Raw genomic sequence first — 14,583 nt, 5'->3', positions numbered from 1 at the left:
CGTCAGATTTCTGGCTGCGCACCTGTTTTAGCGGAGTGTTAGATTTCCTCACCCTTTTTAAGTAGTTCTTCGATCAACTCACGCTGCAGATCATGGCTGTCGCCCCCTCCGAATTCCGCCGCGCCACCGGTGTACAATGTGCCATAGGTGTTGGCGATATTCACAGTCTGGGCCAGCCCCGAGATCAACTGATCCCTTTGCAACAGCGAAAGCGGGTGAATGAACGCAGCCCATAAGGTGCCATTTGCGATCGCATAACGCGCATCCAGCGTGCTGTCGAAATTTGCCTGCATCATCCGTTGCAAATCGGCTGGCGACAAATCCGCAGCACTGCCGATCGCGACCATCGCCCGCATGCGGTCAGCATTGGTATCGGTGACAACCAGCACCGTCACATCAGATATCGTCAACTCAAACCCCGGCCCGATCGGTTGCGCCTCGGGATCTAGCGCAAAGATGATTTTTCCCAGACGCTCGTAAGTCATTGGAGGTTCGGCCTCGGGCACCGGCGCGTCTGATTGCTGCGCAGCTACGCTACCTGCAAGAAAGAACAAAAACAGGGCTAGTCTGATCATGAGCCACTCCTACGGTTGTCCAACAAGCTTAGGCGGCCATCGGACAGGTGGCCAAACAAAGCTATGTGAACAGTTTTTGCAAAACGCTCTGATCTTTGGACGATCTGCAAAATCTCATGACCTATCTGCGATTACCCGTCCGAATAACCTTTTCTAACTTAGTTACATCGGCTTGGGGCGGACCCGAGCCTTGAACCAAAAAGGGAAAGGACCCCTACTATGAAATCGCTCGCACTTACAGCATTAGCCGCAACTCTGGCCCTGGCAGCTCCGGCTTTTGCCGCAGACGAAATCAACGTCTCCAAAGGCCTGTCGGCGGCTGGTGCACCCCTGGCAGCCCATGGCGTCGATCTGGTCGCGCTTGTCAACAATGGCAATCCGGTCGAAGGCTTCGCCAATCATTCGGCGACTTATGACGGCGCATCCTATTACTTCACCAGCGCGGAAAACCTTGAAGCGTTCGAGGCCAATCCGGCGGCTTACTTGCCCCAGCACGGTGGCTATTGTTCGTTCGGGGTGTCTGTTGGCAAAAAGTTCGACGGCGACCCGGATCAGTACCTGATCGCAGACGGCAAGCTGTATCTGTTCCTGAATGCTGATACCCGCGCTGCTTTCCTGAAAGACGTCACCGGCACCGCTAAAACCGCAGATGACCAGTGGGCCAATATCAAGAGCATCGCAGTTGGTGAATTGTAACTGACGGACCCTTGTCCGCAGCCACTTCAGGCTGCGGGCAGGTTCTGTTCTATCGTTTCGAGCGCCCGTGCCAAAGCGGCCTCGATGCTCAGGTTTGACGTATCAAGCTGCACGGCGTCATCTGCAGGTTTCATCGGCGCAGTGTTGCGATCCGCGTCACGTGAGTCACGCTCTTTGACATCCGCAAGCACCTGTTCGCGTGACACGTCCGAACCTTTGGCCGAAAGCTCAAGATATCGCCGTTCCGCCCGGACTTCGGGACTGGCGGTGACAAACAGTTTGACCTCAGCGTTTGGGCAAATCACGGTTCCAATATCGCGCCCGTCCAGCACGGCGCCTCCGGCGCGACGGGCAAACGCCCGCTGAAAATCAACGAGTGCGCTTCGGACTTCAGGAATGACCGCAACTTTCGAGGCCGCCTGTGCGATCTCAGCCGTACGCAGATCACCCTGCTGCAATTCTTCTGCTGTCAGGGACCCTGCCGCTGCAACCGGTTCGTCACCTTGCAGCATACGACGCCCCACCGCGCGATAGAGAAGACCGGTATCCAGATGCGCAAACCCGAAATGCGCGGCAACGCCCTTGGAAATCGTCCCCTTGCCCGCCGCCGCAGGGCCGTCGATAGCTACGGTGAATCTCATGTACGCTCGACCTTGGCACCGAGCGCGGCCATCAAAGGCTCAAAAATCGGGAACGACGTTGCGATCGGTCCGCCGTCATCCACCGAAACCGCCTTTTTAGCCCCCATCCCCATGACCATGAACGACATGGCAATGCGGTGGTCCAAGAAGCTTTCGCAGGTCCCACCACCGGGCACACCGCCGATGCCGAGACCGTCGACTGACCACCATTCGTCACCCTCGTTCACGGTCACACCGTTGGCGCGCAGGCCACGGGCCATTGCGTCGATCCGGTCACTTTCCTTGACGCGCAGCTCTTTCACGCCGCCCATCATTGTTGTGCCGGTCGCATTTGCGGCCACAACAGACAGCACCGGGTATTCATCGATCATCGACGCCGCGCGTTCGGGCGGGACGTTGATCCCCTTCATGTTGGGCGAGTATTTTGCACGCAGATCGGCAACCGGTTCACCCCCCTCTTCGCGCTCGTTTTCGTAGGTCAGATCGGCACCCATTTCGCGCAGCGTGGTGAACAGGCCTGCGCGGGTCGGGTTCAGGCCGATACCGGGGACCAACACGTCCGAGCCCGGTGTGATCAGTGCGGCACAGACGGGGAAGGCCGCACTGGACGGGTCGCGCGGCACGGCGATGACTTGTGGCTTCAGCTCGGGCCGACCGGTCAGCGTAATGACGCGCCCTTCATCCGTGTCCTCGACCGTGATTTCTGCGCCGAAGCCCGCAAGCATCCGTTCGGAATGATCGCGAGTCGCTTCTTTCTCAATCACGATGGTCTTGCCGGGGGCGTTAAGCCCTGCCAGCAGAACGGCGGATTTCACCTGCGCCGACGGCACAGGCACCTCATAGCGCACCGGGGTGGGGTCCGCAGCACCGATAATGGTCATCGGCAGACGTCCACCGTCTCGGCCGACAGATTGGGTTCCGAACAGCGCCAGCGGATCGGTGACGCGCGCCATCGGACGTTTGTTCAGGCTCGCATCTCCGGTGAAGGTCGCTGTGATCGGAGAAGTCGCCATCGCCCCCATGATCAGGCGCACGCCAGTGCCCGAATTGCCACAATCGATTACCTGATCTGGTTCGGAAAAACCACCAACGCCCACGCCATGCACCGACCATTCACCACCGCCATGATCCGTTACTTCGGCCCCAAAGGCACGCATGGCCTTAGCGGTGTCCAATACGTCCTCGCCTTCCAGCAGGCCCGATATCTTGGTTTCTCCCACAGCCATTGCCCCCAGGATCAGGGACCGGTGCGAGATCGACTTGTCCCCGGGCACCTCTGCGGTGCCTGTCAGCGGGCCGCAAGGCTGCGACGTCATCGGGATGGGCGTGCCGTGTCCGGACATGGGGGCTCCTGTTTTCGCTATCAGTCCTCAGGCCGATTAGCGAATTGGGGCCGGTTGGTCCAGCGACAATCAGTCTTTGCGGCGGAAGGTCAGGTAATGGGGTGTACGGCCTTCGCGCAGCGCCTTCTGTTCGTAGCGCGTGGAAATCCAGTCATCCCACGGCTCACGCCAGTCGGCGGGGCGCTCGACCAGCCATTCGAAGCCTGCCCGCGGCACCTCTTCCAGCGTTTGGCGCACATAGTCAGAGATGTCTGTTGCAACGCGAAAAATTGCGCCCGGCTTTAACGCGCGTGCCAAAGGCTCCAGATGTTCGGGTGTCACAAACCGGCGTCGGTGATGCCGGGTCTTAGGCCAGGGATCGGGATAGAGCAGAAAGGCGCGCGATATGCTGGCCTCGGGCAGAACGTCAAACAGATCCCGCGCATCACCGGGGTATACGGCAAGGTTTTCGACACCCGCCTGCCGGATTTTACCCAACAGCATTGCAACGCCGTTGATATAAGGTTCAGCCCCGATGATACCGATATCCGGGTTTTGCTGCGCCTGATGCACCAGATGCTCGCCGCCGCCAAATCCGACCTCAAGCCAGACAGGTTTACCGCCAAATAGACCATCGAGATCGAGCGGCTTGCGTTCAGGGTTGCTGTCCCAATCCACCGGACCGGGGGACAAGGCAGCAAGGTCTTCCGACAGATAGGTCTTTTGACTGGGCTTCAGGGTTTTTCCCTTGAAGCGGCCATAAAAGTTTCTGCGGGGGCGCTGTGGGGTCTGCGTACTCATGGCGCAGCCCATACTGCGACGCCTTGTCTCTGGCAAGGGTGGAGGTGGGGGATAGCCCCCACACCCCCGGAGTATTTTTGGCCAGATGAAGGACGCTCATCAGAGCGCAGGCCTTGGTTTGGCTCAGACCGCCTGTTTCAGGGCCTCAGCGAGGTCGGTGCGTTCCCAGCTAAATCCGCCATCCGCATCGGGTTCACGGCCAAAATGGCCATAAGCAGCGGTCCGCTGATAGATCGGCTTGTTCAGTTGCAGGTGCTCGCGAATACCACGCGGGGTCAGATCCATTACCTGCCCAACCGCCTTTTCGATCACTGCATCTGCAATCTGGCCGGTTCCGTGCGTGTCGGCGTAGATCGACAACGGTTTGGATACACCAATCGCATAGCTCAGCTGGATGGTGCAGCGCTCAGCCATGCCTGCGGCCACAACATTTTTAGCCAGATACCGCGCCGCATAAGCCGCCGAGCGGTCTACTTTGGTTGGGTCTTTGCCCGAGAATGCACCACCACCGTGAGGGGCTGCGCCGCCATAGGTGTCGACGATGATCTTGCGCCCGGTCAGACCCGCATCACCATCCGGACCGCCGATGACGAACTTGCCGGTGGGATTCACGTGCCATTCGGTTTCGGCGGTCAGCCAGCCGTCAGGGAGGGTTTCACGGATATAGGGCTCGACAATGGCGCGAATATCACCCGAGGTCAGCGCCTCATCCATGTGCTGCGTCGACAGCACGATTGAGCTGACACCGACTGGCGTGCCGTCGCGATAGATAACAGACAACTGTGATTTTGCATCCGGGCCAAGGGCGGGTTCACTGCCATTTTTGCGAACTTCAGCGAGACGGCGAAGGATAGCATGCGAGTATTGGATCGGTGCAGGCATAAGCGCTGGCGTCTCGGTCGTGGCATAGCCGAACATGATGCCCTGATCGCCTGCACCTTCGTCTTTGTTATCGGCAGCATCCACGCCTTGCGCGATATGGGCCGACTGCTCGTGCAACAGGTTCGTCACTTCGACGGTTTCGTGGTGAAACTTGTCCTGCTCGTAGCCGATATCTTTGATACATGCCCGCGCGATATCGTCGATATGCGCCATATAATCATGCAACTTGTCCCGATCCGACAGACCCACTTCACCGCCGATTACCACGCGATCCGTGGTGGCAAAAGTTTCGCAGGCAACGCGGGCCTCGGGTTCTTCGCGCAGGAATGCGTCTAGTACTGCATCGGAAATACGATCGCAGACCTTATCCGGGTGTCCTTCGGAAACGGATTCCGAAGTAAAAGTATAATTCTGTCGGGACATGAATGTGCTCCATTAAGTTTACCCCACCACGTCAGGAAGCCGTTGTGACAGGCGTGCGACCGAATACGCTTAGCGTTTGACAGGGTCAATCGGAATTTGGTCGTTTACGCGCCGGGTGTGTCGCCATAGCAGCGCGAATAGCACCAATAGAGCTACTAATACCGGACTATCACCAATTCGGGAATAAACGGTCGGAGTTTGTGGGCGCGGCAATTCGGCGTCGATAAACCCCGCCTGCCCAAGCACCAGCGCCTCGGTGATCTGCCCCGCTGGGTCAATCATTGCCGAAACTCCGGTATTGGCCGAGCGCAACATCGGCAGGCCTTGTTCGATTGCACGCATCTGCGCCTGGGCGAGGTGCTGATACGGGCCGGAACGCGTTCCGAACCAAGCGTCGTTTGTAATCTGCAAAAGAAAATCCGCACGATCCGGCGCGGATAAAATATCCTGCGTGAAAACCGCCTCGTAACAGATCAGCGGCAGCGCCTTGCCAAGCACGCCTACATCCATCAATGCGGCACCCGGTCCCGCGCTAAAGCCATTCCCTGTGGTTGCGGCCATCCCGTAGATGCCGAACCTTGCCATCACTTCACCAAATGGCACATATTCCCCAAAGGGCACCAAGTGATGTTTATCGTATAGCCCGTCTTGCTGACCCTCCTCATTTAGATAGATCATCGAGTTATAGATCTGCTGCCCATCGGCACGCTGAATGCCCAGGACTACCGGGGTGCCCTGTGCAGCTTCGCCAATTGCTGAAAGATAGGGCTGCGCGCTGCCCAACCATGCCGGGACCGAGGTTTCCGGCCAGACGATTAGGTCCGGGCGGGGCTCGGCCGCTGTGAATTCAAGTTGGCGTGCGAAAAACACTGACGCATAGGCAGGATCCCATTTCTGGTCCTGGGGTGCATTGGGTTGAATCAGCCGCACGATATGACCAGAGGGCATGACAGGAGGTCGGTTCGCTGCATAGAGCAAAGCCAAGGCCGCACAGCCTGCGGTCAACGCGATAGGTACAACGATGCCGCTTCGGGTACGATTGCTGAACAAGGCTGCGCCCAATGGCACTGTGGCAAGCAGTGTCAGCGCTCCCAATCCATAAGGGCCGACAAGTGACAGAGTCTGGGCAAACGACGTATCCACCCAAATCTGCGCGATGCCTGCCCAAGGAAATCCGGTCAGAATGTAGCCACGCGCAAACTCGACCAGCGCCAGCGTTACAGACAGCAAAGCCCCCTGCAAGACGGGCGCTCCACCGATGCGTTTCGAAACTCCGAAGGCCAACGCCCAGAACAAGGCCAACCCGCCTGACAAAAAGATCAGAGCAAAAGGGGCCATCCACGCATGGCGTTGGACATCAACCAGAAACGGCTCGATTATCCAGCTTAATGCGTGCGCAAAATAGCCCGTTGCGAAGACCCAACCCAGCAAACCCGCTCGACGATTTGTCTCAGTGCTCAGATACAACGGCGCTATCAGCACCAGCGACAGCAAGCTTATTGGCCAATATCCCAATGGTGCCTGACCACTGGCCGCTGCGACACCCAACAGCGCCGCCAGCACCAATCGCAGCCAAAAGGGCCACCCCTCGGCAGGGTTCATGCAACAATATCCGGCAGCATGACACGCAACCGTTTTATGCGGCGCGGGTCTGCGTCAATGACCTCGAACTCGGGACCTTCGGGGTGGCATACAACCTCACCACGCGCCGGAACCCGCCCCGAGAGCATGAAGACCAAACCGCCCAATGTGTCGATCTCTTCTTCGTCTACATCTTCGTGGCTGGTCAGAGAGCGGCCAATCTCGGCCTCGAACTCTTCAAGTGGTACACGCGCCTGAACCACGTAGCAGCCGGGTTTCTCTTGTATCCATAGTTGATCTTCGTCGGCATCATGTTCGTCGGCGATTTCTCCGACAACCTGTTCAATCAGATCTTCGATAGTCAGCAAACCATCGACTCCACCGTATTCATCGATCACCAGAGCCATATGGCGACGTTCTGTCTGCATCTTGGTCAGCAAAACGCCAATTGGCATCGATGGTGGCACGAACAGCAATGTCCGCAGCATCGACCTCAGATCGAACTCGGAGGAATTGCCGTTAAAGCCATGGGTCAGCGCAAAGTCCCTGAGATGCACAAACCCCAAGGGCGTATCCAACGTGCCGTCGTAAACAGGAATGCGTGACAAGCCGCTGTCGCGGAAAATCTGGACAAGTTCGTCTTTCGGGGTTGTCGAGGGGACCGATACGATTTCGGCTGTTGGGATCGCAACATCTTCGACCCGCATTCTGCGCAGGTTGATCATGCCCCTTGGCTGAGCGCTGACGACCTCTGCCCCGTTTAGCTGGCTGGTCTCTTCGCCCTGAGAAGAAAATACGTCGATGAGTCGAGAAAAAAGCCCGCCTCTTTCGTCGCTGTCATTGCTGCTGTTCTGAGAATGCGCGCCATGCGCCGCCCTAGAACTGCCGTCTGTTTCGCCCATTATCCTGTTCCAAATGATCGGGCAAAGGTGCCCATGTCATACATTATATGGGTCATCTATACCCAGTTTGCCAAGTATCTCGACCTCGACCCTTTCCATCAAAGTGGCGTCGAAGTCACGAATGTGATCATACCCCAGCAAATGTAGTGTACCGTGAACGATCAGATGCGTCACGTGATCGTCGGTGCTTTTGCCGGCTTCAGCTGCTTCGCGCGCGCAGGTGTCATACGAGATCGCAATGTCGCCCAGCACGATTTCGCCAGTAAAGTCAGGTTGCGGAGCCGGCGGAGTGTCTCCCGCCCGATCCGGGGCCAGTTCTTCGGCAGGCCAGCTGAGGACGTTGGTCGGCGTGGATTTTTCACGAAATTCAGCATTCAATTCAGCGATCCGTGCATCATCGCAGCCCAGCAAGCTGATCTCGCATTGATCCGCCTCAAGATCGCAATACTCCAGAACAGCAGCAATTGCGCGCGTGGCCAAAGGCTCCAGCCCGCGCCAGCGATCATCCTCAAGCGTGATTTCCAGATTCATACCTTTGGCTCCGAGCCCAGCTTCAATCGGCGCCTTGAAAGTTATCCGGTTTCGCGCCCCGCATCGGCCTCATACGCCTCGATAATGGCGGCGACAAGCGGATGGCGGACGACATCTTTCGAGGTGAAATAGTTGAAGCTGATATTCGGGATCGTTTTCAGCAACCGTTCGGCATCCTTGAGACCCGACTGCACACCGCGCGGCAGGTCAACCTGAGACCGGTCGCCGGTGATAACCATCCGGCTACCTTCACCAAGCCGGGTCAGGAACATCTTCATCTGCATCGTAGTGGCATTCTGCGCCTCGTCCAGCACCACAAATGCATTTGCCAGCGTACGACCGCGCATGAAGGCAAGCGGAGCAATCTCGATCCGCTTTTCTTCGATCAGCTTGGCAAGTTGTTTTCCGGGCAGGAAATCATTCAGCGCGTCATAAAGCGGCTGCATGTAGGGATCGACCTTATCCTTCATGTCACCGGGCAGGTAACCGAGCTTTTCACCGGCCTCGACCGCCGGACGGCTGAGAATGATGCGGTCAACGTGCCCGCCAATGAACATGGACACCCCGGCCGCAACGGCCAGATAGGTTTTGCCGGTGCCCGCGGGACCAATGCCAAAGGCCAGTTCGTTGTTGAACAGCGACTGCACATATGCCTTCTGGGCGTCGGTGCGCGGTTCGACCAGTTTTTTGCGTGTCTTGATCTCGACCGTGCCACCCTTGAACATCTCAAGCTGGTCACCATCGCGCGTGCCAGTTCCGACCTCGGAATTGCCCATGCGCAACTCGCGGTCGACATCTGCGGCTTCCACATCACGCCCACCTTCGAGCCGTGTATAGAGGGCCTGTAGAACCTCAATCGCCTGCTTTTGCGAATCCTCGTCGCCCAGCACGACAAGCTGATTGCCGCGTCGCACAATCTGCACCGAGAGCTTCTGTTCGATATCGGTCAGGTTGCGGTCATATTCACCGCATAAATCGATCAATAATCTGTTGTCGGGGAATTCAACAAGCGCCTCACGCTGGGGCATGTCATCTTGCGGTGGGGTCAGGGCACCGATGGCCAATCCGTTCTCCTGTCTTGGCGTTTCATCTTGAGCGTAGACAAACTGTAGAGGTAGACGCAAGCGGCAGTTTCAAAATTTGCACACCGCATGACAAATGCGCCGATGAACGCTGAAACAGCCATCTATGAACGCCAATCGCACGGGTATCAGAATGTATAATTCAACCCGATCCGTAATCCGCGATAGCTTGGCGTCGATTTGGTCGAGAATGACGGACCCAGTTCGACCGTTTTTGATTCGAACTGCAGATACTCGATCTCGCCGGTGATCGACCAATTTTCGTTCAGTTTGTGTTCAGCGCCCAAGCTGGCAGAGAAACCTTGTCGGCGGTCCTCGCTCTCAAATCGGCTTGTCCCGCTTGCATCAGTTAGTGAACCTGACGTGGTGATATCGCCGCGGACATAACCCACAGTCACGAAATAGAGGACACTGCCGCTGCGGTTCGTCAGCCCGTTCCGCAGGCGGATGGACAATACATCCGAGATCGCGGATCTGCCGCTGACCTCTGCCCCACCGGATCGGGACGAGGTGATGTCATCGAGCGTGCCAAAGTCATAGCCGACTTCCAGTCCATACACATAGTCGCGCCCACCTCTGGCTGGTAGAATTCCGCGCCAGCCACCGCGAAAACCTGCGAAATTTCCGCTTGGCTTAAGGTCGCCCGCAGCAAACGTGTCTCCGTCGTTCACGCGCAGGCCAAACTCGTCCGAACCGCCCGAGGCATGTCCGGCGCTGACCCCCAGATAGAACGCATTGACGTCGCGCGCGAAACGCTGAGACGAGATTACGTCGGGCTCAGTGACTTCCCCGACGACATCGCCGGCCAAAGTCGGGGCAGCGCAAGATAGCAACACGACAGTCGCCGACAAAACACGGGAAAGGTTTACACTCGGAAAACGTATCCAGCTCACTACTCGTACCCTCCGCAAAGGCGGGCCTTCAGGCGGGGTCGATGAGTTTGTCGACACCCAAAATTCGGCCCAGAAAAATCTAGCCTTCCTCGGAACATAGTTCCAAGCCATAAATCAAGGGTTAAATTTCAAGGCGAAAACCCTTTGCGGGCCAGCCACAAGGGATCAGACCAACTCACCACCCAGCGAGTTCGCGCCAGACGATTTTATCCTTACCTTACGTAAGTCGCCGCTCGCGATATCAGCGTCCGCGACGTGAACCGCATGCAGATACTCGGATTTTCCAACCATCTGGCCCGGTTGCCGCCCAGGCTTTTCAAACAGGACATTAACAGTCCTTTCGACCATCGAGTCCTGAATCTTGCGCTGGTGGCGCGTGATCAACCCTTGCAAGCGCTGCAGGCGTTCATCCGCCACTTCGGCCTCGACCTGTGGCCGTTCTGCTGCAGGTGTGCCGGGTCGCGTCGAGTATTTGAAGGAATAGGCGTAGCCGTATTTGACCTCTTCGACCAAATCCAGAGTAGCCTGAAAATCCTCTTCCGTTTCTTCCGGGAAGCCCACGATGAAATCGCCGGACATCAGAATATCGGGGCGCGCTTCTCGGATACGCTCGATCAATCGCAGATAGCTTTCAGCCGTATGGCTGCGGTTCATCCGCTTTAGAATTTTGTCCGACCCCGACTGCACCGGCAAATGCAGATATGGCATCAACTTCTCACAGGTGCCATGCGCTTCGATCAGCGCATCATCCATGTCGTTCGGGTGCGAGGTGGTAAAGCGTATGCGCTCTAGCCCGTCGACCTTGTTCAATTCCCAGATCAGACCGGCAAGGGTCATGTCTCCGTCCGGTCCAGCCCCGTGATAGGCATTTACGTTCTGCCCCAGCAGCGTGATCTCTCGCACACCGCGTTCAACCAGATCGCGGGCCTCACGCAGGATGCGATCTGCCGGGCGGCTGACCTCGGCCCCGCGTGTATAGGGCACAACGCAGAAGGCACAGAACTTGTCACACCCCTCCTGCACGGTCAGGAATGCCGTCGGTCCGCGCTTGGCCTTGGGGCGGTTCTTGAGCGTTTCGAATTTGTCTTCTTCGGGGAACTCGGTATCCAGCGCCTTTTCACCCGCGCGCGTCTTCGCCTCCATCTCGGGCAGGCGATGATAGCTTTGCGGCCCCACCACCAGATCGACAAGCGGCTGGCGGCGGATGATTTCCTCGCCTTCGGCCTGAGCGACGCAACCTGCGACACCGATTTTAAGGTCCGGCTTTTCCGCCTTGAGGCCCTTGAAACGGCCCAGTTCGGAATAGACTTTCTCAGCTGCCTTTTCTCGAATGTGGCAGGTATTGAGCAGGATCATATCCGCATCATCGGGCGATTTGGTCTCGACATAGCCCTGTCCGCCCAGCGCTTCGGCCATGCGTTCGCTGTCATAGACGTTCATCTGACAGCCATAGGTCTTGATAAACAGCTTTTTCGGTTCAGACATGGGTTGGCCTTTGCAGTCGCTGGGTCGGCGTCGTCTATACGTATCGAACGCCGCTTGCAATGCTGGCGCAATTACCCGAATTTGGCGGGAATTTCCAGCAAGGCGGCAACGAAACCAACGATGCAGTACGAATCCCTTGATCACCTTCTGAAATCCGATCGGTCGATCCTGAGCAAGGGACCCGTGGCACTGATATTTGCCGAAGATAATGTCGAGCTAGAAGGGACGCTGCACCATCATTTGAAGCTGGGGTTCAAATCCGTGATCACATTCCTGCCCCAGGAATTCACGCTGGATGAAGCGCTGGGGGAAAGGGTTCATCGAGTGACGATGACCTGCGCGCCGAGAACCGTCGTATTTGAGGCCGTCAATCGGATCATTCAGGCGGCTCAGGGTGCATGGGTATACTACTGCTACAACTCTGAATATCTATTCTACCCTTTCTGCGAGACCCGCTCGGTCGGAGAGTTACTGGCCTTCCATTCTGAAGAACGGCGCCAGGCCATGCTGACCCATGTGATCGATCTTTATGCGAATGATCTGACGGCCTATCCAAACGGAGTGGCCCCCGATCACGCAATGCTGGACAAGACCGGATACTACGCCCACACGCGGTATGACGCATCTGGCAAGCCGCTAGAGCGGCAACTGGATATGTCTGGTGGTCTGCGCTGGCGGTTCGAAGATCATATCCCGTATGAACGGCGCCGTATCGATCGGATTTCGCTGTTCAAAGCAAAAGCCGATCTGAAACTTCTGCCGGATCACACGTTCAGCGAGGCAGAATACAACACCTATGCCTGCCCGTGGCACAACAACCTGACCGCCGCGATCTGTTCGTTCCGGGCGGCCAAAGCATTGAAGACGAACGCCGGATCGACGTTTGATATCTCAAACTTCTGCTGGAACCATTCAACTCCGTTCGAGTGGGACTCGCGCCAATTGCTGGATCTGGGCCTGATCGAATCGGGCCAGTGGTTCTAGGTTCTAACGCTGTAGCAGAACTGGGAACCAGTCCTCGCGCAGCCGCTGCCCCGGCACCATTTCATGTCCCGGAAATGGCGGCGAAGTCCGGCCTGGACGCTCGACATAACGTGCATCATCACCAACCAATCGTAGCGAAAATGCCCTGCGTCGGCTATCGGAAGTATTGCCTCGGGCCCCGTGTAGCGTGCGATAGTTGAAGGCCACTGCGTCACCGGGCTCCATTTCAAATTCTACAATCTTCATCCCTTCGGCATCTGGGTCCGGAATCGGCATGTACTGGCCCTCGTCGGGGAAGAAACCTTCTTCCGAGACCCAGCGCGTAGGCAGCACTTCTTTTTCCCAGCGGTGCGAACCGGCAACGCAGCGCAAGGTCGCTTGTTTCACCGGGTCCAACGGTGACCAGAAGCTGATATTCTGTTGACCATCCACAAAATAGTACGGCCCATCCTGATGCCACGGCGTTGCCATCGAGGTTCCGGGTTCCTTCACCAGAACATGGTCATGGAACATTTGCACGGATTGCGACTGCATGAGATCGGCCGCTACTTCAGCAGCAGGAGATTTTTCGATCACTTCACGAAACTGCGGGATACGGGACCAGTTGCAATAGTCGTCAAAAAAACGGCCGGTTTCGCCATCTTTCCTGTTCTCCGAAGCATAAGGACCCGGCTCGGCCATATTCGCGGCAACCCCGGCCCGTAGGGTTTCAATATGATCGGCGAACAGGCCTTTGACCAACACAACGCCGTCCGTCTGGAAGTTGTCGATCATGGCCTGAGAAACAAGAGGGTGAGTCATTGCGGTCTCCTTAGATTTGTCGCCCGATCTGCGCATGAATAAGACATCTGTTCAAATCATATCTTTCAAACTAGGTATTAACTTTATGTTATACCTCACTCTGCGCCAGTACGAATATGTTTGCGCCATCGGTCGGCATGGCAGCCTGTCTGCTGCGGCACAACGCCTAAATGTTTCGCAACCTGCCTTGTCCAATGCGCTGACCCGGGTCGAATCACGTTTGGGATATCCACTGTTTGCCCGAAGACGGGGTGCCGCGATGGCGCTGACCCCGCAGGGCCGCAAATTCATCGAAGAGGCCGAGGCCTTGTTGAAGCGAGCTGCGCATTTGGAACAGTCAATGCAGCCGATAACCGGCGAGCGCCGATTACGCCTGGGATGCTTTGTCGATCTGGCACCCTTTCTTCTGGCCCAATCTCTGCACCGCCTGCAAAAAGCTTTGCCCGACGTCGTCCTGACACACGGGGTTGAGACGTTCGAAGGCCTGATTTCCGGCCTGATCGATGGCAGATACGATTTTGCACTCACCTATGACCTCGGCATGGATGCCGGTTTTTCCTGCAAGAAGTTGTTCGACAGCACCCCACACGCACTGCTTTCACCTGATCATACACTGGCGGCGGCCAAGCAGCTAACCCTGACCGAGCTAGCGTCATATCCACTGATTCTGTCTAAAGAGGGTTTGTCTGCACAGCATGTACTCGCGCTTTTCAGACGCAAAGGTTTGAACCCCACAATCTCGCACCGAGCGGAATCATTGGAGCTTTCGCGCAGCCTGGCCGCTCATGGGGAAGGCATCGGGATAAGCTATACCAGCCCTAAAAACGGCTTCAGTTATGATCAGGTCCGCGTGATAAGCCTGCCGATCACCGATCCAGATGCAACCGAATCTGTTGTATTGGCACGGCATGGCACGGGGCCGACAGATCCAATGATCATGCAGGCTGAGCATGCGTTGGTTACGTTGTTATGTAAGGATTAGAG

At 57.0% G+C, this 14,583-nt stretch carries 15 protein-coding genes and 1 riboswitch; of the genes, 3 read left to right on the top strand and 12 right to left on the bottom strand.

All coding sequences use genetic code 11. The features are described 5' to 3' along the window. Positions 1 to 38: 38 nt before the first annotated feature. Positions 39 to 575 carry a hypothetical protein gene (locus ACR0CZ_RS16265; RefSeq protein ID WP_170397520.1) on the bottom strand — a complete coding sequence of 179 codons (537 nt, stop codon included), beginning with the start codon at positions 573 to 575 and terminating at the stop codon, positions 39 to 41. 219 nt (positions 576 to 794) lie between these two features. Between ACR0CZ_RS16265 and ACR0CZ_RS16260 the strand changes: the two genes are divergently transcribed. Then, the gene (locus ACR0CZ_RS16260; protein WP_170397523.1) at positions 795 to 1,271 is read left to right on the top strand and encodes a YHS domain-containing (seleno)protein; all 477 of its coding nucleotides are present in this window, start codon (positions 795 to 797) and stop codon (positions 1,269 to 1,271) included. Positions 1,272 to 1,297: 26 nt separating this feature from the next. Here the strand turns inward: ACR0CZ_RS16260 and cmk are convergent, their stop codons facing one another. The 10 genes from cmk to miaB all read right to left on the bottom strand — a co-directional run bounded on the left by cmk (position 1,298) and on the right by miaB (position 11,814). Next, positions 1,298 to 1,912 carry a (d)CMP kinase gene (cmk, locus tag ACR0CZ_RS16255; protein WP_170397526.1) on the bottom strand — a complete coding sequence of 205 codons (615 nt, stop codon included), beginning with the start codon at positions 1,910 to 1,912 and terminating at the stop codon, positions 1,298 to 1,300. Further along, on the bottom strand, positions 1,909 to 3,255 hold the full coding sequence (aroA, locus tag ACR0CZ_RS16250) for a 3-phosphoshikimate 1-carboxyvinyltransferase (RefSeq protein WP_170397529.1): 1,347 nt from the start codon (positions 3,253 to 3,255) through the stop codon (positions 1,909 to 1,911). Before aroA ends, cmk begins: the two co-directional genes overlap by 4 nt. A gap of 69 nt (positions 3,256 to 3,324) precedes the next feature. After that, positions 3,325 to 4,035, bottom strand: a complete 711-nt coding sequence (trmB, locus tag ACR0CZ_RS16245) for a tRNA (guanosine(46)-N7)-methyltransferase TrmB (RefSeq protein WP_170397532.1) — start codon at positions 4,033 to 4,035, stop codon at positions 3,325 to 3,327. A gap of 123 nt (positions 4,036 to 4,158) precedes the next feature. Continuing rightward, a complete protein-coding gene (gene metK, locus ACR0CZ_RS16240) occupies positions 4,159 to 5,340 on the bottom strand; it encodes a methionine adenosyltransferase (protein WP_480537214.1) in 1,182 nt (393 codons plus the stop codon). Positions 5,341 to 5,345: 5 nt separating this feature from the next. Beyond that, positions 5,346 to 5,394: riboswitch (SAM-SAH riboswitch) on the bottom strand. Positions 5,395 to 5,409: 15 nt separating this feature from the next. Beyond that, the gene (lnt, locus tag ACR0CZ_RS16235) at positions 5,410 to 6,942 is read right to left on the bottom strand and encodes an apolipoprotein N-acyltransferase (RefSeq protein WP_170397538.1); all 1,533 of its coding nucleotides are present in this window, start codon (positions 6,940 to 6,942) and stop codon (positions 5,410 to 5,412) included. Continuing rightward, positions 6,939 to 7,823: a hemolysin family protein gene (locus tag ACR0CZ_RS16230; RefSeq protein ID WP_170397541.1), complete on the bottom strand. Its 885-nt coding sequence runs from the start codon at positions 7,821 to 7,823 to the stop codon at positions 6,939 to 6,941. Before ACR0CZ_RS16230 ends, lnt begins: the two co-directional genes overlap by 4 nt. A gap of 36 nt (positions 7,824 to 7,859) precedes the next feature. Beyond that, positions 7,860 to 8,354 carry an rRNA maturation RNase YbeY gene (gene ybeY, locus ACR0CZ_RS16225; RefSeq protein ID WP_170397556.1) on the bottom strand — a complete coding sequence of 165 codons (495 nt, stop codon included), beginning with the start codon at positions 8,352 to 8,354 and terminating at the stop codon, positions 7,860 to 7,862. 41 nt (positions 8,355 to 8,395) lie between these two features. After that, positions 8,396 to 9,418 (bottom strand): PhoH family protein, encoded by a 1,023-nt coding sequence (locus ACR0CZ_RS16220; protein ID WP_170397559.1) that lies wholly within the window; start codon positions 9,416 to 9,418, stop codon positions 8,396 to 8,398. 146 nt (positions 9,419 to 9,564) lie between these two features. Beyond that, positions 9,565 to 10,329, bottom strand: a complete 765-nt coding sequence (locus ACR0CZ_RS16215; protein WP_170397562.1) for an outer membrane beta-barrel protein — start codon at positions 10,327 to 10,329, stop codon at positions 9,565 to 9,567. 165 nt (positions 10,330 to 10,494) lie between these two features. Then, on the bottom strand, positions 10,495 to 11,814 hold the full coding sequence (gene miaB / locus ACR0CZ_RS16210) for a tRNA (N6-isopentenyl adenosine(37)-C2)-methylthiotransferase MiaB (RefSeq protein ID WP_480537215.1): 1,320 nt from the start codon (positions 11,812 to 11,814) through the stop codon (positions 10,495 to 10,497). A 120-nt stretch (positions 11,815 to 11,934) separates the two neighbouring features. On the opposite strand from miaB, the gene ACR0CZ_RS16205 reads away from it, so the two are divergent. Next, positions 11,935 to 12,798 carry a hypothetical protein gene (locus ACR0CZ_RS16205; RefSeq protein ID WP_480537216.1) on the top strand — a complete coding sequence of 288 codons (864 nt, stop codon included), beginning with the start codon at positions 11,935 to 11,937 and terminating at the stop codon, positions 12,796 to 12,798. A gap of 3 nt (positions 12,799 to 12,801) precedes the next feature. Here the strand turns inward: ACR0CZ_RS16205 and ACR0CZ_RS16200 are convergent, their stop codons facing one another. Continuing rightward, positions 12,802 to 13,599 carry a phytanoyl-CoA dioxygenase family protein gene (locus ACR0CZ_RS16200; RefSeq protein ID WP_170397571.1) on the bottom strand — a complete coding sequence of 266 codons (798 nt, stop codon included), beginning with the start codon at positions 13,597 to 13,599 and terminating at the stop codon, positions 12,802 to 12,804. Between the two features lie 85 nt (positions 13,600 to 13,684). Between ACR0CZ_RS16200 and ACR0CZ_RS16195 the strand changes: the two genes are divergently transcribed. Beyond that, positions 13,685 to 14,581, top strand: coding sequence for a LysR family transcriptional regulator (locus ACR0CZ_RS16195; RefSeq protein ID WP_170397574.1), 897 nt, complete (start codon positions 13,685 to 13,687; stop codon positions 14,579 to 14,581). Positions 14,582 to 14,583: the final 2 nt, after the last annotated feature.

The organism is Ruegeria sp. H9 (assembly GCF_056532915.1).
Note: the sequence above shows the minus strand (reverse complement) of the source record. Positions and strands in the feature narration are given on the sequence as shown.

What these genes read in the sequence shown, in the direction of transcription:
- ACR0CZ_RS16265 (WP_170397520.1), bottom strand. Translation starts at nt 575, where the DNA reads ATGATCAGACTAGCCCTGTTTTTGTTCTTTCTTGCAGGTAGCGTAGCT.
- ACR0CZ_RS16260 (WP_170397523.1), top strand. Translation starts at nt 795, where the DNA reads ATGAAATCGCTCGCACTTACAGCATTAGCCGCAACTCTGGCCCTGGCA.
- cmk (WP_170397526.1), bottom strand. Translation starts at nt 1,912, where the DNA reads ATGAGATTCACCGTAGCTATCGACGGCCCTGCGGCGGCGGGCAAGGGG.
- aroA (WP_170397529.1), bottom strand. Translation starts at nt 3,255, where the DNA reads ATGTCCGGACACGGCACGCCCATCCCGATGACGTCGCAGCCTTGCGGC.
- trmB (WP_170397532.1), bottom strand. Translation starts at nt 4,035, where the DNA reads ATGAGTACGCAGACCCCACAGCGCCCCCGCAGAAACTTTTATGGCCGC.
- metK (WP_480537214.1), bottom strand. Translation starts at nt 5,340, where the DNA reads ATGTCCCGACAGAATTATACTTTTACTTCGGAATCCGTTTCCGAAGGA.
- lnt (WP_170397538.1), bottom strand. Translation starts at nt 6,942, where the DNA reads ATGAACCCTGCCGAGGGGTGGCCCTTTTGGCTGCGATTGGTGCTGGCG.
- ACR0CZ_RS16230 (WP_170397541.1), bottom strand. Translation starts at nt 7,823, where the DNA reads ATGGGCGAAACAGACGGCAGTTCTAGGGCGGCGCATGGCGCGCATTCT.
- ybeY (WP_170397556.1), bottom strand. Translation starts at nt 8,354, where the DNA reads ATGAATCTGGAAATCACGCTTGAGGATGATCGCTGGCGCGGGCTGGAG.
- miaB (WP_480537215.1), bottom strand. Translation starts at nt 11,814, where the DNA reads ATGTCTGAACCGAAAAAGCTGTTTATCAAGACCTATGGCTGTCAGATG.
- ACR0CZ_RS16205 (WP_480537216.1), top strand. Translation starts at nt 11,935, where the DNA reads ATGCAGTACGAATCCCTTGATCACCTTCTGAAATCCGATCGGTCGATC.
- ACR0CZ_RS16200 (WP_170397571.1), bottom strand. Translation starts at nt 13,599, where the DNA reads ATGACTCACCCTCTTGTTTCTCAGGCCATGATCGACAACTTCCAGACG.
- ACR0CZ_RS16195 (WP_170397574.1), top strand. Translation starts at nt 13,685, where the DNA reads ATGTTATACCTCACTCTGCGCCAGTACGAATATGTTTGCGCCATCGGT.